Raw genomic sequence first — 21,409 nt, 5'->3', positions numbered from 1 at the left:
CCAACGCGGGTCGCCCATCGTCGGGCGGCCCGTTCTCCAATTCCCCCCAATGACAAGCAGGGAGGCCACCGTGGCCCAACCCATGACCGGACGCAGCTTGCGGGACTGGCTCCCCAAGCTGGTGCTGAGCCCGACTGTCGCCATGATGGCGATCTTCGTCTACGGCTTTATCTTTTTCACGACGTATCTGTCCTTTACCGACAGCCGCATGCTTCCGAGCTACGAATGGGTGGGCTTTGACAACTATGCCACCCTGTTCAAGCTGCGCACCTGGGATATCGCGGTCAACAACCTGCTGATCTTTGGCGGGCTGTATATCGGTATCTGCTGCTTGCTGGGGCTGACACTGGCGATTTTGCTGGATCAGAAGATCCGGGCCGAAGGCTTCATCCGCACGATCTATCTGTACCCGATGGCGCTGTCGTTCATCGTCACGGGTGTGGCGTGGAAATGGTTCCTTGATCCGGGCATCGGGCTGGAGGCCGTGGTGCAGGGCTGGGGCTGGGAAAGCTTCGAGTTCGACTGGATCAAGGATCGCGACATGGCGATCTATACCGTCGTGATCGCTGCCGTCTGGCAGACCTCCGGTTTTGTCATGGCGACGTTTCTGGCCGGATTGCGTGGCATCGACGGCGAGATGCTGAAAGCGGCCGAAGTGGACGGTGCGTCGACCTTTGCGCTGTACCGCCGGATCGTCATTCCGCAGCTGCGCCCGGCGTTTTTGTCGGCCTTCGTGGTGCTGGCGCACATGGCGATCAAATCCTACGACCTTGTTGTGGCGCTGACCAACGGCGGCCCCGGCACGGCGACGGAGGTGCCCGCCACCTTCATGTATTCCTACACATTCACGCGCAACCAGATGGGTGTCGGCGCGGCCTCGGCAGAGATCATGCTGCTGACCATTGCCGCGGTGATCATTCCCTACCTCTGGTCCGAACTGCGGGAGAAGAAGTGATGGCCACTGCCCCCACATCCGAAGCCGTCACCGCAGGCACGGGCACACCGCCGCCGGGTGGCAAGACACGCGCGTCCGTCAATATCCCGCGTATCGTTCTGTACGTCATCCTTGGGCTGTTTTGCATTTACTACCTGCTGCCGCTCTATGTGATGCTGTCCAACTCGCTCAAGCCGCTGAACGAGATCACGTCCGGTGGGATGATGGCGCTGCCGTCGGACTGGACGCTGGCCGCCTGGCGCAGCGCATGGTCCGAGGCTCAGGTCGGCGTCGCGGCGACAGGGCTGAAGCCCTACTTCGCCAACTCGTTCTTCATGGTGATCCCGGCGGTGGCCATTGCCACGTTGCTCGGCGCGCTGAACGGTTATGTTCTGACCAAGTGGCGCTTTCGCGGCGACACCATCCTGTTTGGCCTGATCCTGTTCGGCTGTTTCATCCCGTTCCAGATCGTGCTGATCCCGATGGCGCGTGCGCTGGGGTTCCTGAACATCTCCGGCACGGTGTCCGGTCTGATCTTTGTGCACGTCATCTATGGCGTCAGCTTTTCGACGCTGTATTTCCGCAACTACTACGCTGCGTTTCCCACAGAGCTGGTGCGCGCGGCGCAGATCGACGGGGCGGGTTTCTTTACCATCTTTTATCGCATCCTTCTGCCGAACTCCGGCCCGATTGCGGTGGTCTGCGTGATCTGGCTGTTCACCAACATCTGGAACGACTTCCTGTTCGGGGCGTCGTTCAGTGACTTTGACAGCCAGCCTATGACCGTTGCGCTGAACAACCTGGTGCAATCGTCGACCGGGGTGAAGGAATACAACGTCCACTTTGCCGGGGCGATCATGGCCGCTTTGCCGACGCTCTTTGTCTACATCGTCGCCGGGCGCTTCTTTGTGCGCGGTCTGATGACCGGCTCCGTGAAAGGATAATCCCCATGGGTTTTCTCGATATTGATAACGTCACGAAGTCCTACGGGGCGGTGAAAGTCCTCAACGAAACGGAAATCTCCGTTGAAGAGGGCGAATTCCTGGTGCTGGTCGGCCCGTCGGGCTGTGGCAAGTCCACGCTGTTGAACATGATCGCAGGGCTGGAGGATGTGACCTCCGGCGACATCAGCATCAACGGGCGCCGGGTGAACGACGTCAAACCGGCTGAACGCAACATCGCCATGGTGTTCCAGAGCTACGCGCTTTACCCCAACATGACGGTGCGCGGGAACATCTCGTTCGGGATGGAAATGCACGGTGTGCCCAAGGCCGAGCGCGAGGAAAAGATCGCCAAGGTCGCGGACCTGCTGCAAATCACCAACCTGCTGGACCGCAAGCCGGGCCAGTTGTCAGGGGGCCAGCGCCAGCGTGTCGCCATGGGCCGTGCCTTGACCCGTGACCCGGACGTGTTCCTGTTCGACGAGCCGCTGTCCAACCTCGACGCCAAGCTGCGCGTGGACATGCGCACCGAGATCAAGAAGCTGCACCAAAAGCTGGGCACCACAATCGTTTACGTCACCCATGACCAGATCGAAGCGCTGACCCTGTCGACGCGCATCGCGGTCATGTTCGGCGGCAACGTGCAACAGCTTGGCACGCCGCAGGAAATCTATGACAACCCCGCCAATATGTTTGTGGCCGGGTTCATGGGCAGCCCGGCGATGAACCTGCTGCCTGCGCGCCTGGAACGGGTGAACGGAGCGATGTGTGCGGTGTTGAAGGTTGGCGACGGCAGCACCATCACCGTGCCATTCCCCCGCGCCGAAGATCTGACCGAAGGCGCCGATATCGTGCTGGGCATCCGTCCCGAGGCGATGACAGACCCTGAAGGCGCCGACCGTGACAGCAACGCGTTGACCGAAACCGAACTGCCGATCGATGTTGTCGAACCGGCGGGCAGCGACACCTATGTCACCGTTGCGCTTGGCGGCAAGGACGCCATTGGCCGTTTTCGGGCGCACAACCCGGCCAAGGCGGGACAGCCCGCGCGCTTTACCTTTGATATGGCGAAAGCGGTGGCCTTTGACCCCGAAACCGAAACGCGGCTCGCCTGAGAGCAGCGACACTTCCTACGACTTGAAAGGTTTATAATGTACGCATTCGACAAGGGCCCGATCCTCGTCACCGGCGCCAGCGGCGGCATTGGCGGCGCGACCGTGCGCCAGCTTTGCGCGGCGGGGGCCGAGGTCATCGCCAACGGCCGCAACGAAGAGGCGCTGGCCGAATTGGCCAAGGAGACCGGCTGCCGCACGCTGCCGTTCGACCTGACCTCCGAGGACAGCGTGAAGGCTGCGATGGACGGTCTGGACATCTATGGTGTCGTGAACTGTGGTGGCTGGGGTGGCGAGATTGCCACGCCGATGGAGACCGACATCGAGGTTTTCGACAAGGTCATGAACATCAACGCGCGCGGTGCGCTGCTGGTCACGAAATATGCCAGCCAGACGATGATCCGTCTGGGCAAGGGCGGCGTGATCGTCAACGTCTCCAGCCAGGCATCGCTGGTGGGATTGCGCGGCCACATCTCCTACGGGTCGTCGAAGGCGGCGCTCGACAACATCACGCGCGTGTCCGCGCTGGAGCTGGGTGAGTATGGCATCCGGGTCAATGGCGTGAACCCGACCGTGGTCATGACCCCCATGTCCGCATGGTACTGGGGCAAGCCCGAGATCGAGAAGCCGTTCCTCGACACCATGCCGTTGGGCCGTTGGGCCACCGAGGATGAAATCGCGGCGCCGATCGTGTTCCTGCTGTCGGATGCGGCGTCGATGATTTCGGGTGTGTCCTTGCCGATCGACGGTGGCTTTACCGCCGTGTGATCTGCCCAAGTACGTCGTGTGAACAGCCGTCCTGTGTGGCGGCTGTTTGCGGTTTCAGGGCGCGCGTCACTTCCGCATGGGAAAGACGCCCTCCGGAGGGAGCGCGCTGCGGGCGCGGAAATCGCGCCGGTGGGCGGAGGGCGTGCGCCCCGTGGTTTCGCGAAACTTGCGAGCCAGATGGGCCGCGTCGTGAAAGCCGCAGCGCATGGCGATTTGCGTCATCGGCAAGTCGGTGCGCACCAGCAGCGTCGCCGCGCGCCCGATGCGCAGCCGCGTGACATAGGCGCTGATCGACAGGCCGGTGCTGCGTTTGAAAATACGTTGCAGCTGGCTTTCTGTCACATGCGCCAGATCACATAACGGGCCGAGACGGATCGGCGCATCGAGCGTGGCGTGCAGATGGCCGAGAACTGCCTCCATCCGGCGCTGGTCGCGGGGCATGTCGTCGGGTGTGCGGGCGGTGTTGGTCAGTGGCCGCTGGTCGGGATGCTGCGCCAACGCCACAAGGATTGCGGTCAGACGCAGCGCGCGCTCTGCCGGGGGCAGGTCGCACAGCGCCATGATATCGGCGCGCACCGCATCGTCGGGTCCAAACAGAACGCCGCCGCTTGCCGCTGTCAGCAGGGGTGTAATCAGATGCAATTCGGGCAGGACCGTGGGCAGGCCGCGCACCCATTCCTCGGTAAACCAGCAGATGACGGCGCGATGCTCTGCCGCGCCCTCGGCCAGATCATGCGATTGCCAGGCATGCGGCAGATTTGGTCCGACCAGCGCCAGATCGCCCTCGGCATAGGGGGCGACGTCGCTGCCGACGAAACGGGTGCCGCGACTGCCCAACGTCAGCGTCAGCTCGTATTCCGGATGGTAGTGCCAGTTGAACCCGAATTCCGGCAAGCGCCGGTCATAGACCAGACAGCTTTGACCCTCTGGCAGGGTGACTGCTTCGAACCAAGGCTGCATGCGTCCCTCGTGATTGTGCGGGGATCGTACAAGAATGCGCGGTGTTTGGGAATGGTCTCGGAGAACGGGTGCGATAGGTTGCGGGCGGAGGAGCACAATATGACCGCACAGACCCAGTCGAATCAGCTTGCGCCGCAGGTCGTTGTCATCGGAAGCGGTGTCGGCGGCGGCACCGTTGCCTTGAAATTGGCGCGCGCCGGGCTGCGCGTTCTGATGCTGGAACGCGGAGAGGCGCTGCCCAATGAACCAGAGCTGAACGATGCGGAGGCTGTCTTTGTGCAAAATCGTTATCGCACGCAGGAGCAGTGGCAGGATGATACCGGGCGGCGCTACAGGCCCGGGCAGTATTATTTCCTCGGGGGACACACAAAGTTCTACGGCACCGCCATGTTCCGCTTTCGCGAAAGCGACTTTGCCGAAACTCGGCACGAGGACGCGGCGTCCCCCGCCTGGCCCGTCAGCTACGCGGAGCTTGAACCGCATTATGCCGAGGCCGAAGCGCTTTTTGGCGTGCGCGGTCAGGCAGGCGTGGACCCGACAGAGCCGCCGCGCCAGGCAGGCTATGACCATGCGCCCGTGCCCCATGCGCCGGTGATCAAGAGGATGGCCGAGCGCCTAGAAGCGGCCGGTCTGCATCCGTTTCACATGCCCGCAGCGGTCGATTTCGGGCCTGGGGGGTCCTGTAGGTTGTGTGGCACCTGCGACGCCTTTGGTTGTCGGTTCGGTGCGAAGGGGGACGCGGAAACGCGCATCATTCGCCAGCTTCAGACGATGCCCAACGTGGAAATCCGCACCGGGGTGGAGGTCAGACGCCTGATCCCTGACGCCCAAGGGCAGCGCATCATCGCCGTCGAGGTCCATGGCAACGGGCGGCTGGAGCGCATTGAGGCGCCGCATTTCGTGCTGAGCGCGGGGGCCGTGAATTCTGCGCTGATCTTGCTGCGCTCCGCCACGGAAGCGTGTCCGGGTGGTCTTGCCAACCGATCCGGCGTGGTCGGTCGCTACCTGATGAACCATCACCTGACGGGTCTGATGGGAGTTCTGCCATTCGAGACCAACGATACGGCCTTTCCCAAAACCTTGTCGCTAAACGATTTTTATCACGGCCTTCCGGGTGATGCGATGGCGCGCGGCAATATCCAGATGCTCGGCAACATCAAGGGGCCGATGATCCGAGCGACCTATCCGATGACGCCAAAGCCGTTGGCCAATTGGTTGGGGCGGCACAGCGTCGATTGGCTGGTGATGTCCGAGGACCCGCCGCTGGTCGAAAACGGGGTGCGCCTTTTGCCCGACGGCACGCCGGAGGTCACGTGGCATCCGGCGGACCTGAAGGCCCATGACCGCTTTGTCAGCCATGCACGTAAACTATTGCGACAGATCGGCTTTCCGCTTGTGCTCAGGCATAGTTTTGGCATCGACGCGCCCTCACATCAATGCGGCACTGTCCGGATGGGTGACGATCCGGCGACGTCTGCGCTGAATTCCATGTGTCGCGCGCATGATCATCCGAACCTGTCGGTGGTGGATGCGGGATGTTTCCCGTCCTCCGCCGCTGTAAACCCGGCGTTGACCGTCGCCGCCCAAGGGCTGCGGGTCGGCGCATATCTCTCTCGCACCCTCGCGGCGCAAGCCGCTGCTTGAAAGGAGCCTCCATGCCCCATGATTTTCTGCAACCGCTCACCGGGTGCTTTGCCTGCCCTGTGGGTGAAAACCCCACTGTCGCCATGATCGAGGCCGCCTACCGCCATCATGATTTGCCGTGGCGCTACATCAATTGCGAAGTCACGCCGGACAACCTTGCCGCTGCCGTGGCCGGCGCGCGGGCGATGGGCTGGCGAGGCTTCAACTGCTCGATCCCGCATAAGGTCGCGGTGGTAGAGCATCTCGATGGGTTGGGAGAGTCGGCGCAAATCATCGGTGCGGTGAACACCATCGTGGCGCGTGACGGCAAACTGATCGGGGAGAACACCGACGGCAAAGGGTTTGTCCGCGCGTTGTCCCGGACCTGTGACCCCAAGGGTATGAGAGTCGTACTGTTGGGGGCCGGTGGGGCCGCCCGCGCTGTTGCGGTAGAACTGGCCCTTGCCGGTGTGGCGCAGATCACTGTGGTGAACCGCAGCGCCACCCGGGGAGAGGCGGTGGCGCAGCTGATCAACGAAAAGACCCCCGCAACGGCAACCTATCAGCCGTGGGACAGCACCTACAGCATTCCACCAGAGACGGGGATCGTGGTGAATGTGACCTCGATCGGGCTTTATCCCGATGTGGACAGCACGCCGGACATCGACCACGACAGCCTGCATCCCGGGATGGTCGTGGCCGACGGAATCCCCAATCCCCCGCGGACGAAGCTTTTGCAGGCGGCCGAGGCGCGCGGCTGCAAGACGGCGGATGGTCTGGGGATGCTCGTGGGACAGGGGGTGATCGGTCTGAAATACTGGACAGGTATCGACGTCGATGCAGAGGTCATGCGGCAGGCGCTGAACGATCTTGGTCTATGATGCGTGGCAGGGCGAGCTGGCCCGGCGGTGTGCCCGGCCGTCGAATGGCGGTGTGATCGGGCGCAGGCGAGCTGCGTTCAGCGAGAATGCAGCCGCCATATTGCGCAGCTGAACCTTTGTGTCCGGAGGGGCGCCAAGCGCGGGCGCCGGCAGCTCGTCCATGTGGCTTCGAACGTGATCGCTGTGCAATGGCAGGGCTTGGGATTCGTTCAGAAACGATATTGGGAGACAGCCGATGGTTAAAGCTTTGAACGGCTGGCTGTCGACACAAACGAAAGAATTCGAACACAAAACGATAATCGCGGGCCTGCCTGAGGCGTAAGAAATCTTCCGCGCCTCGGTTTTCTGGCGCTTCAAGACGGTTTCTTGTAGCTTGGGGGCCGTTCTGCTGGTCGACGGCGGCGTCCTCTGCTGGTAACTCAGTTGCGACGCTAACATTAAGCTGCGCCGTGGTTCAAAAGGATCATGGCGGAAGGAGAGGCTCTATGACATCTGTTCTTGAACAACTGCGGACTATGACCACCGTGGTGGCTGACACCGGCGAGGTTGCTCTGGTGAAACGGCTGCAGCCGGTGGATTGTACCACGAACCCGTCTTTGGTTCTGGCGGCGCTGTCTGACCCCGCATCGAAAGACCTGATCGAGCGCGAGATCGAGGCCGGTCAATCCGCTGGTCTGTCCGCCGAGGCGCTGGTTGCCACATTGACCGTTGCGCTGGGGGCAGAGCTGACGCACCTTGTGCCCGGTCGCGTCTCCACCGAAGTCGACGCGCGTTTGTCCTTTGACACTGACGCTTCCGTTGCGCGTGCGCGCGAAATCGTGGCCGACTACGCGGCGCGGGGTGTCGACAAGAGCCGTATCCTGATCAAGCTCGCCGCCACATGGGAAGGGATCCGCGCCGCGGAGATCCTTCAGAAAGACGGGATCGACTGTAACCTGACGCTGCTGTTCTCGATGGTGCAGGCTGTGGCCTGTGCTGATGCGGGCGCGTTCCTGATCTCGCCCTTCGTCGGGCGCATTACGGATTGGTACAAAAAGGCCGATGGTGTGGACAGCTACACCCCGGATGAGGACCCGGGTGTCCTGTCGGTGCGTCGGATCTACGACTACTACAAGGCCAACGGCATCGACACCGTGGTGATGGGCGCATCGTTCCGCACCACCGAGCAGGTGAAGGCTCTGGCAGGGTGTGACAACCTGACGATTTCGCCCAAGCTGCTTGATGCCCTGAAGGACGAAGAGGGCGAACTGACGCGCGCGTTGTCGCCGGATCAGGCAGGCACTGTCGAGCGTGTAAGCGTAGACGAGCCCACGTTCCGCTGGGAGATGAACGCCGACGCCATGGCGACCGAAAAGCTGGCCGAAGGCATCCGCAACTTTGACGCGGACCACAAAAAGCTGATCGCGATGATCGCGGAGAAGCTGGCCTGAGCCGCTCACCCAACGAGGGATCAGGCGATGGATCTGCCTCGGGCGGGTTAACGGCTGATCTATGACACACACCAGACCGGGTTGCGGATCGCAGCCCGGTCGTTGTTTGTCTGAGCTGCGCGTTGGGAAGGGTGCTAAGGCCCGCTATGCTCGGCACACACCGTCGGAGGCCAGATAATCAAGGCGATCCGCTCGCAAAAGCGACGTCGTGGGGCGACGTTCAGGTCGCAGATGTTGCTGTTTTTGCGAGAGGCGCATTGCGTCGGAGCAGCTTTTGCTTGGCGATGTCGGGTACTGAAGCTCTGTTGTTGACGTGGGTCCGCGACTTGGAAAGCGGGATCACGCAAAGACGAGCAGGCACAGGCACAGCACGCTGATGCTGACCAATCCGTAAAGCATGTTCCAGCGAAGCCCCACCTCTGCCGGGTCTTGATCGATCATACGTGCCGAAAGCCGTACCGAGGCGGAGAACGGCGTGACATTCACCACGATCGACCAAGTGGCCACCATGGTCACGGCCACTGACGTGGGCGATATTTCCAGTCCTGCCAAATGCGGCAGCGTGCCCGCCAGAATGGTCACCGAGATGATCGGACTGACCCCTATCATTGACAGCACCAGCGCCAGACAGGCCGACAGGGCCAGCACAGCGCCGCTCGACAGGCCCAGTGCGACAATGGCCTGACCCAGCGCGTCGGTGTCGATCAATGGCAGCACCAGCACCCCGAGGAAGGCGGAGCAGGCGAACAGCCCGATTTCTGACCGCATGGCGGGCAGGCCGGGCAACAGGTGGTGCCAAGTGTCGGACAAGCTGGTCAGGGTCGCGCGCCCTGCGCCCGCGGGCCAGTTCTGGATCATCAACCAGCCAAGCGAAACCAGCGGGAGGCAGATCAGCAGGGCCTGGATCAGGCTCACCCCCAGCACTTGCGACACGGCCAAGGCCACCGAAGGCACCAGCACCACGATGCCCATCAACGGAAGCAGTCCCCAAAGCGATGGCGCTTCGGGCAGGTTCGGCAGCGGACGCCGGGGATAGCTGAACCGGTCGATGCCCCAGCCCAGCAACAAGAGCACCACCGCCAGCGGTGTCGAATACAGTGCGATTTGCGGGTAGCTGACCGATGGAATGGCGGCAGTGATCAGTGCCATGGTGACGGTGATCGGCGACCACATCGGCAACGACGAAAACCCGCGCAACATTGCCAGCGTCATCCGTCGCTTGCGGATCGCGCCGATGCGCCGGGATTCGTCGGTGTCGCCGGGGTCGACGCCCTTTGCGATCATCGTGCCCAGCAATCCCAGCGTCGAGAAATTCAACAGGATGCCAAAGACCGCCGCGCCAAAGGTCAGCACCACGTAGCGCCGCCCGGGGGGTTGCTGCACAAGGATCGCGCCGGACTGCAGGATCAGTGCCGATCGGGCCGCGGCAAATTGCAAGAAGCTGAGCGAGGTCAGAAAGAAGGCAAAGAATGCCGCCCGGTCCACTGCGCGTCCCACCAATGCCGGGTCCAACGTGCCTTGGCTGATCTCCCACAGGGGCAGCGCAACGCATAAGGTGGCCAGGATCAAGGCCACCTTCGACATGCCCCGCAGTTCCAGCATCATGAAGCCGACCAGCCCGACGGCCTCGGCGACACGCAAGGCCGTGGCAGTGGTGAAAATCTCGCCAATGGCGCCGAAGCAGGCAAGCAGCAGAAAGCCGCTGGACCACATGGGTCTCATGTGGCGTTGAATTTCAACGGGCGCTTTTCGGCAAAACGCGTGACCGCTTCGGCGTTGTAACGGCTGGGCAGCAGGATCGCCTGCGCCTGCACTTCCAACGCCAGCATGGTCTCGGCCACATTGAACTCCTTATTGGGCCGCCTGTCGGGGCAGCCTACGTCTCAAAATTTGTAATTATCTTGCATATGATGAGCAAGCTAAATAAATTTACCGCCAAGGCGGACAGGGGCGTCCCAACCTGAGGAGGGCCGATGACCGCGATGCACATCACTCCCCCGGTCAAGGGCGGTCCGATCTTTCAGGAGATCGCGCGGTTTCGCGGTATCCTGTTTGATGCGCTGCTGCGGCCGCATAATCTGACCATGGCGCAAGGCTGGGCGCTGTCTCTCCTGATGCGGGAGGAGGGTCTGCGCCAGGCCGATCTGGCGGACCGGTTGAACATTGCCACCGTGACCACCTCGAAGCTGATCGACCGGCTGGAGGCGCGTGGCTTTGTGCAGCGGCGTGCCGATCCTGATGATCGCAGAACCAACCGGATCTATGCCACCGACAGTGCGCGGTCGCTGTTCGACACGATCACCTCGGCCCGGCGGGAGGTCGATGCCATGGCCAACGCCGGAATCGACGCGGATCAGCTGGAGGCGGCCATGACGGTGCTGGACCAAATGCGCCGGAACCTGAAGGCGGCTCTTGGGGACCGCGATGATTGAGCCCGAGGGCCCGCTCAACCGGCCAATGCCAGTGGGCATCCCGAACAGCACGCTTTGCCAATGTGCGCACCACGCGGTGCCGTGCCCTTTGGCGCAATCCACATCCCGTTTCTGAAAGGACGCATTATGGCTCTTCCTGATATCATGCAGAACATGCGGCTGCCTCTTGTGGGCAGCCCGATGTTCATTGTCTCGCATCCCGAGCTGGTGATCGCCCAGTGCAAGGCGGGCATTGTCGGATCGTTCCCGGCGCTGAATGCACGGGAGAAGGACGGGCAATCGCTGGATGGTTGGCTGACGCGGATCACGGAGGAGCTCGACCGGCACAATCAGGCACACCCGGACACGCCAGCCGCGCCTTATGCGGTCAACCACATCGTCCACAAATCCAACGAGCAGTTGGAACAGCATCTGGAGGTATGTGTAAAACACCGGGTGCCGATCTGGATCACCTCGCTGGGGGCGCGACCAGAGGTCAACGAGGCGGCGCATTCCGTTGGGGGCGTAGTGTTTCATGACGTGATCCACAACACATTCGCCAGGAAGGCTATCGAGAAGGGCGCGGATGGTCTGATTGCCGTTGCGGCTGGGGCTGGAGGGCACGCTGGGGCGCAGTCGCCGCTGGCACTGGTGCGCGAGATCCGCGATTGGTTTGCCGGGCCCTTGCTGCTGTCCGGGGCAATTTCCGAGGGCGACTCGCTGTTGGCGGCGCTGGCGATGGGCGCGGATGGCGGCTACGCCGGATCTGCCTTTATTGCCACAGAAGAAGCCAACGCCGTCCCAGGGTACAAGCAGATGGTGGCCGAAAGCACAGCCGAGGATATCCTTTATTCCAACGCCTTCACCGGGGTGCATGGCAACTATCTGAGACCCTCGATCACTGCTGCGGGTCTGGACCCGGACAACCTTGACGCTTCTGATCCGTCAAAGATGAATTTTGCTGAAAACCGCGAGCACACCCGCCCGAAGAAGTGGTCCGAGATCTGGGGTGCGGGGCAGGGCATTGGCGCGGTGCAGGACATCACCACCGTCGAGGCCCGCGTGGCCACGCTGGAGGCAGAGTTCCGCGACGCCAAGACGCGCCTTGATGCGCAGGTGGCCTCTGTGTCCTGGCGCGCTGCGAAGTAGGCCCATTTGGTGCGATACCTGTTGACGGACAGCGTTTTGCCGGGTCGGTGAAATCAGGGGTTTGGCCCGTCGGGGCACCGGCCGGCCACTCTCATTTTTTGTGTTCCACGCCTTCCACCGCTTGATCGTGGATTGACGTGCCCGCGGTGCAGGGCAAACTATAGCAAGACCTGATAGGATATTTCATGACCCTTCATCTTTATGGACACCCGGATTCAGGTCACGCCTGCAAAGTGGCTTTGGCACTTTCTCTGGCAGGCCTGGACCATACGGTAACGCGCATTGATATTTGGGCGACACCGGACTCCCGGCCAGCGGCGTTTCTGAAGGTCAGTCCTCTGGCAGAAGTGCCGGTGCTGCTGATGGACGAAGCGGCCATTTTTCAGTCGGGGGCGATCCTGATGGAGCTCGCACAGACGTTCTCGGTCCTTGGTGGGGATAGCGTTGAAGGCCGCCGACGCGGGCGAGAGCTGCTGATGTGGGAGGCCAACCGTATCGGCATGTGCCTGCCGCAGCTAAAAGAGGCGCATCGTGAAGGCAGTGCTGGCTTGCCTCCCGAGGTTATTGGCTGGCTCGAAGCGCGCTACACGGTGGATTGCGTCAATTTCGGCAGACTACTCGGCGATGGTCCCTTCTTTCACGGTGAGGCCCCCGGGATTGGGGACTGCGCCATCTGGGGTTATACGCAATGGATCGCGGAAGCCGGCCTTGAACCGACCGACGTCATGGCCACATGGATCGCAAGCATGCGCGGGCTCGATGCGATGAAGACGCCAGAAGGCTTTTTCCCGGCATAGGGCCGGTCGATGTGAGGTGCTTTTGTGCAGAGACCGCCGAACGTGCCGAGGTCTCGATGGTAAATTGCCAAAATCCGGAAATGCCCTTTGGGACGTTTGCGTCGTGCTCTCGCTGCCCAAAAACGGAGACTGAGTGCGTGTGGCGTCAAGCCGTCACTGATTAAGCCATCCGGTTTCTACACGCCGGTTGCGCTGGAGTGTGCCTTTGGCGAGCAGCCGTTCTGAGGGCCCGGTCCAGAGCTAATTATGGACAGGTTTTACGAGCTGGCGCTGTTGAGGGACCGCTTCTAGATCCTCGGTGCGGTGGTCGGAACAAACGTCGTCGCGCCTTTTGCGAGATTTGATGCATCACGAGGGGGCGGCGGCTGGGTGGCCACCTGTTTCGCATTGGGCGGTTACGCTGGCCACCCTTCAATAGTGCTCGATCGCATGTTTCAGACTCTGCATGGTAGACCAAAATATATTTGTTTGCGGAGGCTTGGGCGGAAAGCCACCTCTGCTCTTGCGCGACGTCGATAGGCACCAAGATGCTGGCAATTCTGGAGGCTATCTGATGGATGCCCCTTGAATTCAGCGCAACGGCGGGCAGTTTGACAGCCAAGCGCCTTGGCACTTTGAAAGGAAACTTTATGACCACCCATTCCCCCGATCCCGTTCTTCTGGGCCGTCTCGCAGACGTGGCCGTGCATGTGGGGCTTAATCTGCAGCCGGGGCAGGATCTTGTCCTGACTGCGCCGGTGGAGGCGCTGCCGCTTGTTCGTCAGATCGCGGCCAGCGCGTATCGCGCCGGGGCAGGGGTGGTGACGCCCCTGTTGTCCGATGATGACATCGCGCGGGCACGGTTTCAGAATGCGCAGAAGGGCAGCTTTGACCGTGCCCCCGATTGGTTGTACGCGGGCATGGCGCAGGCTTTTGAAAACGGCGCGGCCCGCATGGCGATTGCCGGAGCCGACCCGATGGCGCTGGCCAAGGAAGATCCGGAAAAGGTGTCCCGCGCCAACAAGGCCAATTCCATGGCCTACAAACCCGCGTTGGAGAAGATTTCCAACTTTGCGATCAACTGGACCATCGCGGCCTATCCGACCGTCGGCTGGGCGCGCCAGGTTTTCCCTGATCTGCCCGAGGATGAGGCGGTTGCCAGGCTGGCAGATGCGATCTTTGCCGCGTCGCGGGTCAAAAACGATGATCCCGTCGCCGCCTGGGCCGAACATAATGCCGCGCTGCGCACACGGTCCGCATGGTTGAATGACGAACGCTTTGACGCGCTGCATTTCACGGGTCCGGGCACTGATCTGATGGTGGGCCTGGCCGACGATCACGAATGGCACGGCGGGGCGTCGAGTGCGCAAAACGGCGTCACCTGCAATCCGAACATCCCCACCGAGGAGGTGTTTACCACACCGCACGCCCATCGGGTGAACGGCACGGTCCGTGCGACCAAACCGCTGTCCTACAACGGCGCGCTCATCGAAGAGATCGAGATGCGGTTCGAGAACGGTCGCGCGGTCGATGCGCGCTCCAGCTCTGGCGAGACTGTGCTGCACAGCATGGTCGACAGCGACGAGGGCGCGCGCCGTCTGGGAGAGGTTGCGCTGGTGCCGCACCGCTCGCCGATTTCGGACACCGGGCTGTTGTTCTACAATACGCTGTTCGATGAAAACGCCGCTTGTCACATCGCGATGGGCCAGTGCTATTCCAAATGCTTCCTTGACGGTGCATCGCTGAGCGCGGACGAGATCGCGGCAAAAGGCGGGAACACCTCCATGATCCACGTCGACTGGATGATCGGCGGCCCGGACACGGACATTGACGGCGTGCGCAAGGATGGCACCACGGTGCCCGTGTTCCGCAAGGGTGCGTGGGCGAACTGAGGTCCCGGATACTCGTCGCGCGTCTCGTTTTCACGCGCGCCGTTTTATCGATCCCGCGCAAGCTGAACAGCACGGCGCGCTATCGATCTGGCGTCAACTTTTCCTAATCAGCGGCGAAAGATCTTCGCGATCAACGGCTTTCGAGGCTTTTGACCTCGTCTGCCGGGGGGTCCGTCAGCATTTCCGGCGGCGTGTCGTAGAGCGACCATCCATGCTTGCGCTGGGTTTCTGGCAGGGTGCCGCGCAGTTCACGCATGCGGATGTGGGTCTTTGCCATGAAATGCGCAGTGATCGGAGCGGTCAGGAACAAGAAGGCCGAGATCAGCAGCTCATGGAAGGTGTAGGTGTCTTCCTTGAACAGAAAATACAACATCGACGCGACCAACACACCGCCGACGCCGAGCGTCGTGGCCTTGGTCGGGGCGTGCAGACGCTGCATGGTGTCCTGAAGCTTGATCAGGCCATACGACCCGACAATGCCGAAGATCCCGCCGACGACGAGACAGATCGAGATGATGACATCGACAATCATGGCTGGACCCTCATTCGATGATGTCGCCGCGCAGCACGAAGCGGCAGTAGGCGACGGTGGAGACAAAACCGACCATGGCGACCAGCATGGACGCCTCGTAGTACACTGCCGTGCCCTGCCAGATGCCGTACAGGATGATCAGCGCGATGCTGTTGATGACCATCGTGTCCAGCGCGAGAATGCGGTCGGCGCGGCCGGGGCCGCGGATGATGCGCCAGAGGTTGGCCAGAAGACCCAACCCAAAGCACCCAAAGGCAAACATCAGGGCGTAGGTGATCATTGGAAAATCTCCTTCAGGCGCCGTTCGTAGCGGTTCTTGATCTCGTCGCGCACTGCCTCCGGGTCATCAGTGTGCAGGCAGTGCACAAGGATCGAGGTGCCGCAGGAGGACAGCATCGCAGACACGGTGCCGGGCGTCATGGTGATCGTTCCGGCCAGAACGGTGATGGCTTCTGGCGAGCGCAGGTCCAGCGGCACCGTGACCCAGGCGGATTTCAGGTCGCGGTTGGGTTTGAACAGGATCAGCAGCGCAACCTCGACATTGGCGACGATGATGTCCCAGATCACGATCAGAACGTATTCGACCATCTTGAACGGTCCGCGTACGTTTGGACGGCCCGGCCAATAGGGGGCGGTGAGCACCGGGATCAACAGGCCAAGGACGCCGCCGAGCAACAGGTTGCCCAGCGAAAACTTGTTCACCAGCATCAACCAGACAACTGTCAGCGTGAGCGAAAGCAGCGGGTGAGGGATCAGTTTTTTCAGCATCACTTCGCCTCCTCCGTGGCGCGGGCGAGCACCTGATTGATGTAATCGCTGCTGTCGAACAGCTGCGCCGAGGTTGCATCAAGGTAGTTTGTCACGGGCCCGGCAAAGGCGGCAAGCGCCATCAGCAAGGCCACGGCCACCATCGCCGGCGCGGCCTGAAGCGCGGAGACGCGGGGCAGGTCGGTGGCGGCTGTGTCCTCGTCCGGCGCAACAGAGGTGGACTTCCAGAAGATCTGGCTGCCCGCGCGCACAAAGCCGACGATGGTCATGAGCGAGCCGATCAGGATTGCCGACCACGCCCAGCCGATCACGCCCGGCCCGCTGAGGGCGTCCATCACGAACAGCTTGCCGAGGAAGCCCGACAGTGGCGGCATCCCGGTCATGGCGATTGCGGCGGCAAAGAACAGCGCGGCGAACAGGCCGTTTTGCGCAGTGGCCGTGCGGACCGTCAGCGCATCGGTGCCCCGGCGCGAGATCACCAGATCGGCCACCAGATAGAGCGCCGCCGCCGACAGCGTCGAGTGCAACAGGTAATACAGTGCCGTGGTCATGGCGTATTGTTCGAACACCGACACCGCCAAAAGCAATGTGCCCATGGAGCCGATCACCGAATAGGACAGCAGCGGCATCAGGCGGCGCGCGCCCAAGACGCCGATGGCGCCGACCGCGATGGTCAGCAGCGATGCGGGGAACAGCCAGTCACCTATCAGATTGCCGGTTTCCGGGTTGCCGGGGGCAAAGGCGATGGTGTGAATGCGGATGATCGCATAGGCGCCGACCTTTGTCATGATGGCGAACAGCGCGGCGATCGGGGCAGGGGCATTGGAATAGGTGGCGGGCAGCCAGAAATGCATGGGCACCAGTGCCGCCTTGATCCCGAACACCACCAGCAAAAGGATGGCGGCCACGCGGATGATCGCCTCGTCGCCCTCGCCGCTTTGGACGACTTGCGCAATGTCAGCGATGTTCAGCGTGCCGGTCGCGGCATAAAGCGACCCGAGTGCAAACAGGAACAGCGTCGACCCGGCCAGGTTCATCACAACGTATTGCAGGCCCGCCTGAAGCCGTTGCTTGCCCCCTGAGTGGATCATGAGGCCGTAGGAGGCGATCAGCAGCACTTCGAAGAACACGAACAGGTTGAACGCGTCGCCGGTCAGAAAGGCTCCGCAGATGCCCATCAACTGGAACTGGAAAAGCGCGTGGAAGTGGCGGCCCTTAGCATCCCAGCCTGTGGCAATCGAATGCGTCACCACGATCAACGCAAGGATCGAAGTCAGCAGCAGCATCATGGCCGACAAGCGGTCCAGCACCAGCACGATGCCAAAGGGCGCGGCCCAGTTGCCAAGGAAGTAGACCTGCGTTTCGCCGCTGGCCGCCATGATCGTCAGCGCGACCGAAATGGCAAACAATGCGATTGTGGACGCCACGGAGGCGACGCGCGCCAGCACAACGTCGTGCCGCATGATAAAGGCGATGATCGGCGCGATCAGCGCAGGCAGAACGACCGGCGCGATAATCCAATGGTTCATTGCCCGCGCTCCTTGGGTTCGATCTCGATCACGAGGGTCTGTTCACCCACGTCCGCGCCGTCGTCTTCGTGCAGATCATCGGGAGCGGGCATGTCGATCTTGTCGTCGCCCGATTCCAGATAAGCGCCGAGCGCAAACATGACCAGGACGGCAGTCATGCCGAAGCTGATGACGATCGCCGTCAGCACCAGAGCCTGCGGCAGCGGATCGGTGTAGGCGGAGAAATCCGTCACCTTGTAGCCGGTGAGGATCGGCGGTTTGTTCACCGCCAGCCGCCCGGTGGCAAAGAGAAAGATGTTCACCGCATAGGACAACAATGCCAGCCCGAGGATCACCGCAAAGGCCCGCAGGCGCAGGATCAGATAGATTCCGCCCGCGGTCAGCGCGCCAATGGCACCTGCAACCAGAAGCTCCATCAGCGCACCTCCTCAGTCACAACCGCGGCGTCGGGGCTGCGGCTTGGATCATATTCCATGGGTTCTTCGTTCACGGTTTCACCCGCATGACGTGCCAGACGCGAGAGCCCGTAGAGCATCAGCATCACAGACCCAAGCACGCACAGGAACACGCCAAGGTCGAACAGCATGGCGGTGGCCAGTTCGAACTCCTCGATCGGCGGGAAGTGGAAATAGCCATAGCTTGTGGTCATGAAGGGCCGCGACGCCATCCAGGACCCTATGCCGGTCAGACCCGCGATCAGCACGCCAGCGCCGATCATGCCGTGGTATTCGATCTTTTGCCGCCGTGTGGTCCAGGCGAAACCGCTGGCCATGTACTGCATCAAAAGCGCGATGGAAAAGACCAGACCGGCGACAAAGCCACCGCCCGGTTCGTTGTGACCGCGCAGGAAGATGTAGATGCCCACCATCATTGCAATCGGCAGCATCAGCCGCGTGGCAACGACCATCATCAGCGGGTGACGGTCCATGGATCGGTCGGCGCTGAGGTCGGCATTGCGCAGGCGACGCCCGGCGGGACCGTTCAACAACGTCTCCATCAGGGCGAAGATCGCAAGACCGGCGATGCCCAGGACGATGATCTCGCCGTAGGTGTCGTAGCCGCGGAAGTCGACGAGGATCACGTTCACCACGTTCGTGCCGCCGCCACCGGATTTCGCATTTGCGAGGTGGAAGTCGGAGATCGTGCTGAAGTCGCGCGTCATGAAGGCAAAGGCCAGACCGGCGACCGCAAGCCCCGCCACGATGGCGATGGTGGCATCGCTGCCGCGCCGCAGCGGGCTGCTTTCGGCGTGGGTTTCCTTGGGCAGGAAGTGCAGCGCAAGCAGCAGCAACAGGATCGTGACCGTCTCGACCGAGATCTGCGTCAGCGCGAGGTCAGGCGCGGACAGGTAGATGAACCCGCCGGAGATCATCAGGCCGATGATGCCGATAACCACCAATGCGCGAAAGCGTGTGCGGTGGAACATGACGACCATGACCACGGCGGCCATGAGCAGAACCCACCCGATGAAGACAACAGGTGGCACCGGCAGGAGCTCGCGTGTTTGCGGCCCGGCGTCACCACTGAAGTAGGCAGAGACGCCCACCGCCGTGGTCACGGCGACAAAGACCGCCAGATAGCGGGTGATGGCCCCATTGTGCAGGCCGGTTGTCAGCGACCGCATGACTGAAACGATGCCGCCCAGCACGCTGTCGAAGATGACCTTGGCCTCGGGGCGCGGGGTGGCGAGCCACGCGCGGTCCAACGGGCGGTGCAGCGCCAGCAGGATCGCCCCGCCGACGATGGCGGCGATGGACATCAGCAGCGCGGTGTTCACCCCGTGCCAGATGGCGAAATGCACCTCAAGATCCTCTCCGGTGACGGCCTGCGCGGCCATGCGCACCACGTCGTCCGCCAGGAAGGGCGCGACACCAATGGCAATGACCAGCACGCAGAGAATCGCGGGCGAGGCCCACAAACCAAGGGGCGGATCATGCGGATGCGAAGGATAGTCGTTGCGCACCTTGCCGCCGAAGGTATGAAAGATGAAGCGTAGCGAATAAGCGACGGAGAACAACGCGCCCAGCGTCGAGAGCGCGCCGACGATCCACGGATTTTCATACCACGTGGTGTGCGCGGCCTCATACAGCATCGCTTCCTTGGACAGGAAGCCGTTGAACAACGGAATCCCCGCCATGGACAGCGCGGCAATGGTGCCGATGGTGGCGGTAATGGGCATCAGCTTTGCCAGACCGCCCAGCCGTTTGATGTCGCGGGTGTGGGTCTCGTGGTCGATGATCCCGGCGGTCATGAACAGCGCGGCCTTGAACGTCAGGTGGTTGATGATGTGGAACACGGCGGCGATGGCGGCCTCAGCGGTGCCAAAGCCCAAGAGCATGGTCAGCAAGCCCAGATGCGACACGGTGGAGAACGCCAGAAGCGCCTTCAGATCGTCCTTGAACAGGGCAATCACCGCGCCCAGAACCATGGTGATCAGGCCGACGGTGGCGACGGTGTAAAACCACAGGTCGGTGCCCGCCAGCGCGGGCCACATGCGCGCCATGAGGAAGACGCCAGCTTTCACCATGGTGGCGGAGTGCAGGTAGGCCGATACAGGTGTCGGCGCGGCCATGGCGTGTGGCAGCCAGAAGTGGAACGGGAATTGCGCCGATTTGGTAAACGCGCCCAGCAGGATCAGCAGCACGGCGGGTGTGTACCAGTCCGATGCTTTGATCTGCTCGCCAGCGGCGAGGATGTCGGTCAGGTTGTAGCTGCCGACGATATTGCCAAGGATCAGCATCCCACCGATCATCGCAAGGCCGCCCGCGCCGGTCACGGTCAGGGCCATGCGCGCGCCCTGACGGCCCTCGGGGAGGTGCTTCCAATAGCCGATGAGCAGGAAGGACGACAGCGAGGTCAGTTCCCAGAATACCAGCAAAAGCAGTATGTTGTCCGACAGGACAATGCCGAGCATCGCGCCCTGGAACAGCAGGAGATAGGTGTAGAACTGGCCCATCGGATCATCGCCAGACAGGTAAAACCGCGCATACAGCGTGATCAGCAAGCCAACGCCAAGGATCATGCCCGCGAACAGCAGTCCGAGACCATCGAGGAAGAAGGCCGCCTCCAGCCCCAGCTGCGGCATCCAAGTCAGCTCGGCGGTGTAGACCGTGCCGTCCATCACGCCCGGCGCGAGGCTGCCAAGCAAGACAAGGGCGAGGATCGTGGGAACAGCCGCGAAACTGGCGCAGGCCGTCCGACCGGCGCGGATCATGACGCCGGGCACAAGCGCCCCGAGAAAAGGCAAGATCGCAATGATCGGCAGAAGGCTGCTTTCAGAAAACATGCGCGTCTCCGGATGACGAAGGGTTAACGGCTTGTGTTCAATCCGGCGTCAAATTGCAACGCGAAACCGGGCCATTGGCGAAGGTTACGAGGCACTGGACGCCTTGACGCAACGGTCGAAACGACCGCAATTGTCCCTATGCGCGAGTGAGGTTATAATATGTGCAGACCGCGGGTTCAGGGCCGCCGGTAGCTTCAGAAGTTGTGCGCCATGGTAACGAAACTGTGATCTCGGGACTGCAGGCGAACTGCGCGGCAGCGTTGCATCGGCACGGCATCACAGGCTGCGCGCCGATCCCGAATGAGCTGTAATACATCGTAGTCGTTTGCATTTGCAGGCCGGATGTCGCGACCGTGGCGAATGTAGGCTGGGTAACATAATCCACATTATTGGTTAAAGGCTTTTTGCCGGGTGGAT

Annotated in this window: 20 protein-coding genes; 11 read left to right on the top strand and 9 right to left on the bottom strand. The window is 62.0% G+C overall.

Annotated elements, in window-relative coordinates; translation table 11 throughout:
* The first annotated feature begins 82 nt into the window (after nt 1–82).
* Genes GGQ68_RS17935 through GGQ68_RS17920 form a run of 4 tightly spaced genes read left to right on the top strand, consistent with a single transcriptional unit; the run spans nt 83 to nt 3,755 of the window.
* On the top strand, nt 83–955 hold the full coding sequence (locus tag GGQ68_RS17935) for a carbohydrate ABC transporter permease (RefSeq protein ID WP_183968730.1): 873 nt from the start codon (nt 83–85) through the stop codon (nt 953–955).
* The gene (locus GGQ68_RS17930) at nt 955–1,878 is read left to right on the top strand and encodes a carbohydrate ABC transporter permease (protein ID WP_183968431.1); all 924 of its coding nucleotides are present in this window, start codon (nt 955–957) and stop codon (nt 1,876–1,878) included. Before GGQ68_RS17935 ends, GGQ68_RS17930 begins: the two co-directional genes overlap by 1 nt.
* A 5-nt stretch (nt 1,879–1,883) precedes the next feature.
* The gene (locus GGQ68_RS17925) at nt 1,884–2,990 is read left to right on the top strand and encodes an ABC transporter ATP-binding protein (protein ID WP_183968430.1); all 1,107 of its coding nucleotides are present in this window, start codon (nt 1,884–1,886) and stop codon (nt 2,988–2,990) included.
* A gap of 36 nt (nt 2,991–3,026) precedes the next feature.
* A complete protein-coding gene (locus GGQ68_RS17920) occupies nt 3,027–3,755 on the top strand; it encodes an SDR family oxidoreductase (protein WP_183968428.1) in 729 nt (242 codons plus the stop codon).
* A 66-nt stretch (nt 3,756–3,821) separates the two neighbouring features.
* Here the strand turns inward: GGQ68_RS17920 and GGQ68_RS17915 are convergent, their stop codons facing one another.
* Nucleotides 3,822–4,715 carry a helix-turn-helix domain-containing protein gene (locus GGQ68_RS17915; protein WP_183968426.1) on the bottom strand — a complete coding sequence of 298 codons (894 nt, stop codon included), beginning with the start codon at nt 4,713–4,715 and terminating at the stop codon, nt 3,822–3,824.
* A gap of 99 nt (nt 4,716–4,814) precedes the next feature.
* Here GGQ68_RS17915 and GGQ68_RS17910 point away from each other — a divergent pair, with 99 nt between their 5' ends.
* From GGQ68_RS17910 to tal, 3 genes are all read left to right on the top strand, one after another.
* On the top strand, nt 4,815–6,359 hold the full coding sequence (locus tag GGQ68_RS17910; RefSeq protein WP_183968424.1) for a GMC oxidoreductase: 1,545 nt from the start codon (nt 4,815–4,817) through the stop codon (nt 6,357–6,359).
* Between the two features lie 11 nt (nt 6,360–6,370).
* A complete protein-coding gene (gene aroE / locus GGQ68_RS17905) occupies nt 6,371–7,219 on the top strand; it encodes a shikimate dehydrogenase (RefSeq protein WP_183968422.1) in 849 nt (282 codons plus the stop codon).
* Nucleotides 7,220–7,704: 485 nt separating this feature from the next.
* The gene (tal, locus tag GGQ68_RS17900) at nt 7,705–8,649 is read left to right on the top strand and encodes a transaldolase (RefSeq protein ID WP_183968420.1); all 945 of its coding nucleotides are present in this window, start codon (nt 7,705–7,707) and stop codon (nt 8,647–8,649) included.
* 339 nt (nt 8,650–8,988) lie between these two features.
* Here tal and GGQ68_RS17895 read toward each other — a convergent pair whose 3' ends face one another.
* Together GGQ68_RS17895 and GGQ68_RS24635 are read right to left on the bottom strand one after the other, a co-directional pair.
* Nucleotides 8,989–10,362, bottom strand: coding sequence for a hypothetical protein (locus GGQ68_RS17895; protein WP_221235633.1), 1,374 nt, complete (start codon nt 10,360–10,362; stop codon nt 8,989–8,991).
* A gap of 5 nt (nt 10,363–10,367) precedes the next feature.
* Nucleotides 10,368–10,490, bottom strand: a complete 123-nt coding sequence (locus tag GGQ68_RS24635; RefSeq protein WP_281374888.1) for a hypothetical protein — start codon at nt 10,488–10,490, stop codon at nt 10,368–10,370.
* 132 nt (nt 10,491–10,622) lie between these two features.
* Here GGQ68_RS24635 and GGQ68_RS17890 point away from each other — a divergent pair, with 132 nt between their 5' ends.
* The 4 genes from GGQ68_RS17890 to GGQ68_RS17875 all read left to right on the top strand — a co-directional run bounded on the left by GGQ68_RS17890 (nt 10,623) and on the right by GGQ68_RS17875 (nt 14,877).
* On the top strand, nt 10,623–11,081 hold the full coding sequence (locus tag GGQ68_RS17890) for a MarR family winged helix-turn-helix transcriptional regulator (protein WP_221235632.1): 459 nt from the start codon (nt 10,623–10,625) through the stop codon (nt 11,079–11,081).
* Between the two features lie 126 nt (nt 11,082–11,207).
* Nucleotides 11,208–12,209 (top strand): NAD(P)H-dependent flavin oxidoreductase, encoded by a 1,002-nt coding sequence (locus tag GGQ68_RS17885; protein ID WP_183968416.1) that lies wholly within the window; start codon nt 11,208–11,210, stop codon nt 12,207–12,209.
* 185 nt (nt 12,210–12,394) lie between these two features.
* The gene (locus tag GGQ68_RS17880; RefSeq protein WP_183968414.1) at nt 12,395–13,006 is read left to right on the top strand and encodes a glutathione S-transferase family protein; all 612 of its coding nucleotides are present in this window, start codon (nt 12,395–12,397) and stop codon (nt 13,004–13,006) included.
* A 629-nt stretch (nt 13,007–13,635) separates the two neighbouring features.
* The gene (locus GGQ68_RS17875; protein WP_183968412.1) at nt 13,636–14,877 is read left to right on the top strand and encodes an aminopeptidase; all 1,242 of its coding nucleotides are present in this window, start codon (nt 13,636–13,638) and stop codon (nt 14,875–14,877) included.
* A 130-nt stretch (nt 14,878–15,007) separates the two neighbouring features.
* Here the strand turns inward: GGQ68_RS17875 and GGQ68_RS17870 are convergent, their stop codons facing one another.
* From GGQ68_RS17870 to GGQ68_RS17845, 6 genes are read right to left on the bottom strand one after another with little or no spacing between them, the layout of a single operon-like run.
* Nucleotides 15,008–15,409 carry a Na+/H+ antiporter subunit G gene (locus GGQ68_RS17870; RefSeq protein WP_183968410.1) on the bottom strand — a complete coding sequence of 134 codons (402 nt, stop codon included), beginning with the start codon at nt 15,407–15,409 and terminating at the stop codon, nt 15,008–15,010.
* A 10-nt stretch (nt 15,410–15,419) separates the two neighbouring features.
* Nucleotides 15,420–15,689 carry a K+/H+ antiporter subunit F gene (locus tag GGQ68_RS17865; RefSeq protein ID WP_183968408.1) on the bottom strand — a complete coding sequence of 90 codons (270 nt, stop codon included), beginning with the start codon at nt 15,687–15,689 and terminating at the stop codon, nt 15,420–15,422.
* Complete coding sequence (locus tag GGQ68_RS17860) at nt 15,686–16,177, bottom strand: Na+/H+ antiporter subunit E (protein ID WP_183968406.1); 492 nt, start codon at nt 16,175–16,177, stop codon at nt 15,686–15,688. The genes GGQ68_RS17865 and GGQ68_RS17860 overlap by 4 nt, the downstream gene beginning before the upstream one ends.
* Nucleotides 16,177–17,706: a monovalent cation/H+ antiporter subunit D gene (locus GGQ68_RS17855; RefSeq protein ID WP_183968404.1), complete on the bottom strand. Its 1,530-nt coding sequence runs from the start codon at nt 17,704–17,706 to the stop codon at nt 16,177–16,179. Before GGQ68_RS17855 ends, GGQ68_RS17860 begins: the two co-directional genes overlap by 1 nt.
* Nucleotides 17,703–18,122, bottom strand: a complete 420-nt coding sequence (locus GGQ68_RS17850; RefSeq protein ID WP_183968403.1) for a Na+/H+ antiporter subunit C — start codon at nt 18,120–18,122, stop codon at nt 17,703–17,705. The genes GGQ68_RS17855 and GGQ68_RS17850 overlap by 4 nt, the downstream gene beginning before the upstream one ends.
* Nucleotides 18,122–20,992, bottom strand: a complete 2,871-nt coding sequence (locus GGQ68_RS17845; protein ID WP_183968402.1) for a monovalent cation/H+ antiporter subunit A — start codon at nt 20,990–20,992, stop codon at nt 18,122–18,124. Before GGQ68_RS17845 ends, GGQ68_RS17850 begins: the two co-directional genes overlap by 1 nt.
* Nucleotides 20,993–21,409 lie beyond the last annotated feature (417 nt).

The organism is Sagittula marina, assembly GCF_014196795.1.
Taxonomy (GTDB): Bacteria; Pseudomonadota; Alphaproteobacteria; order Rhodobacterales; family Rhodobacteraceae; genus Sagittula; species Sagittula marina.
Note: the sequence above shows the minus strand (reverse complement) of the source record. Positions and strands in the feature narration are given on the sequence as shown.

What these genes read in the sequence shown, in the direction of transcription:
- GGQ68_RS17895 (WP_221235633.1), bottom strand. Translation starts at nt 10,362, where the DNA reads ATGTGGTCCAGCGGCTTTCTGCTGCTTGCCTGCTTCGGCGCCATTGGC.
- GGQ68_RS17885 (WP_183968416.1), top strand. Translation starts at nt 11,208, where the DNA reads ATGGCTCTTCCTGATATCATGCAGAACATGCGGCTGCCTCTTGTGGGC.
- GGQ68_RS17855 (WP_183968404.1), bottom strand. Translation starts at nt 17,706, where the DNA reads ATGAACCATTGGATTATCGCGCCGGTCGTTCTGCCTGCGCTGATCGCG.
- GGQ68_RS17850 (WP_183968403.1), bottom strand. Translation starts at nt 18,122, where the DNA reads ATGGAGCTTCTGGTTGCAGGTGCCATTGGCGCGCTGACCGCGGGCGGA.
- GGQ68_RS17915 (WP_183968426.1), bottom strand. Translation starts at nt 4,715, where the DNA reads ATGCAGCCTTGGTTCGAAGCAGTCACCCTGCCAGAGGGTCAAAGCTGT.
- GGQ68_RS17925 (WP_183968430.1), top strand. Translation starts at nt 1,884, where the DNA reads ATGGGTTTTCTCGATATTGATAACGTCACGAAGTCCTACGGGGCGGTG.
- GGQ68_RS17875 (WP_183968412.1), top strand. Translation starts at nt 13,636, where the DNA reads ATGACCACCCATTCCCCCGATCCCGTTCTTCTGGGCCGTCTCGCAGAC.
- GGQ68_RS17890 (WP_221235632.1), top strand. Translation starts at nt 10,623, where the DNA reads ATGACCGCGATGCACATCACTCCCCCGGTCAAGGGCGGTCCGATCTTT.
- GGQ68_RS17880 (WP_183968414.1), top strand. Translation starts at nt 12,395, where the DNA reads ATGACCCTTCATCTTTATGGACACCCGGATTCAGGTCACGCCTGCAAA.
- GGQ68_RS17860 (WP_183968406.1), bottom strand. Translation starts at nt 16,177, where the DNA reads ATGCTGAAAAAACTGATCCCTCACCCGCTGCTTTCGCTCACGCTGACA.
- GGQ68_RS17870 (WP_183968410.1), bottom strand. Translation starts at nt 15,409, where the DNA reads ATGATTGTCGATGTCATCATCTCGATCTGTCTCGTCGTCGGCGGGATC.
- GGQ68_RS17935 (WP_183968730.1), top strand. Translation starts at nt 83, where the DNA reads ATGACCGGACGCAGCTTGCGGGACTGGCTCCCCAAGCTGGTGCTGAGC.
- GGQ68_RS17920 (WP_183968428.1), top strand. Translation starts at nt 3,027, where the DNA reads ATGTACGCATTCGACAAGGGCCCGATCCTCGTCACCGGCGCCAGCGGC.
- GGQ68_RS17910 (WP_183968424.1), top strand. Translation starts at nt 4,815, where the DNA reads ATGACCGCACAGACCCAGTCGAATCAGCTTGCGCCGCAGGTCGTTGTC.
- GGQ68_RS17845 (WP_183968402.1), bottom strand. Translation starts at nt 20,992, where the DNA reads ATGTTTTCTGAAAGCAGCCTTCTGCCGATCATTGCGATCTTGCCTTTT.
- aroE (WP_183968422.1), top strand. Translation starts at nt 6,371, where the DNA reads ATGCCCCATGATTTTCTGCAACCGCTCACCGGGTGCTTTGCCTGCCCT.
- GGQ68_RS17865 (WP_183968408.1), bottom strand. Translation starts at nt 15,689, where the DNA reads ATGATCACCTACGCCCTGATGTTTGCCTTTGGGTGCTTTGGGTTGGGT.
- tal (WP_183968420.1), top strand. Translation starts at nt 7,705, where the DNA reads ATGACATCTGTTCTTGAACAACTGCGGACTATGACCACCGTGGTGGCT.
- GGQ68_RS17930 (WP_183968431.1), top strand. Translation starts at nt 955, where the DNA reads ATGGCCACTGCCCCCACATCCGAAGCCGTCACCGCAGGCACGGGCACA.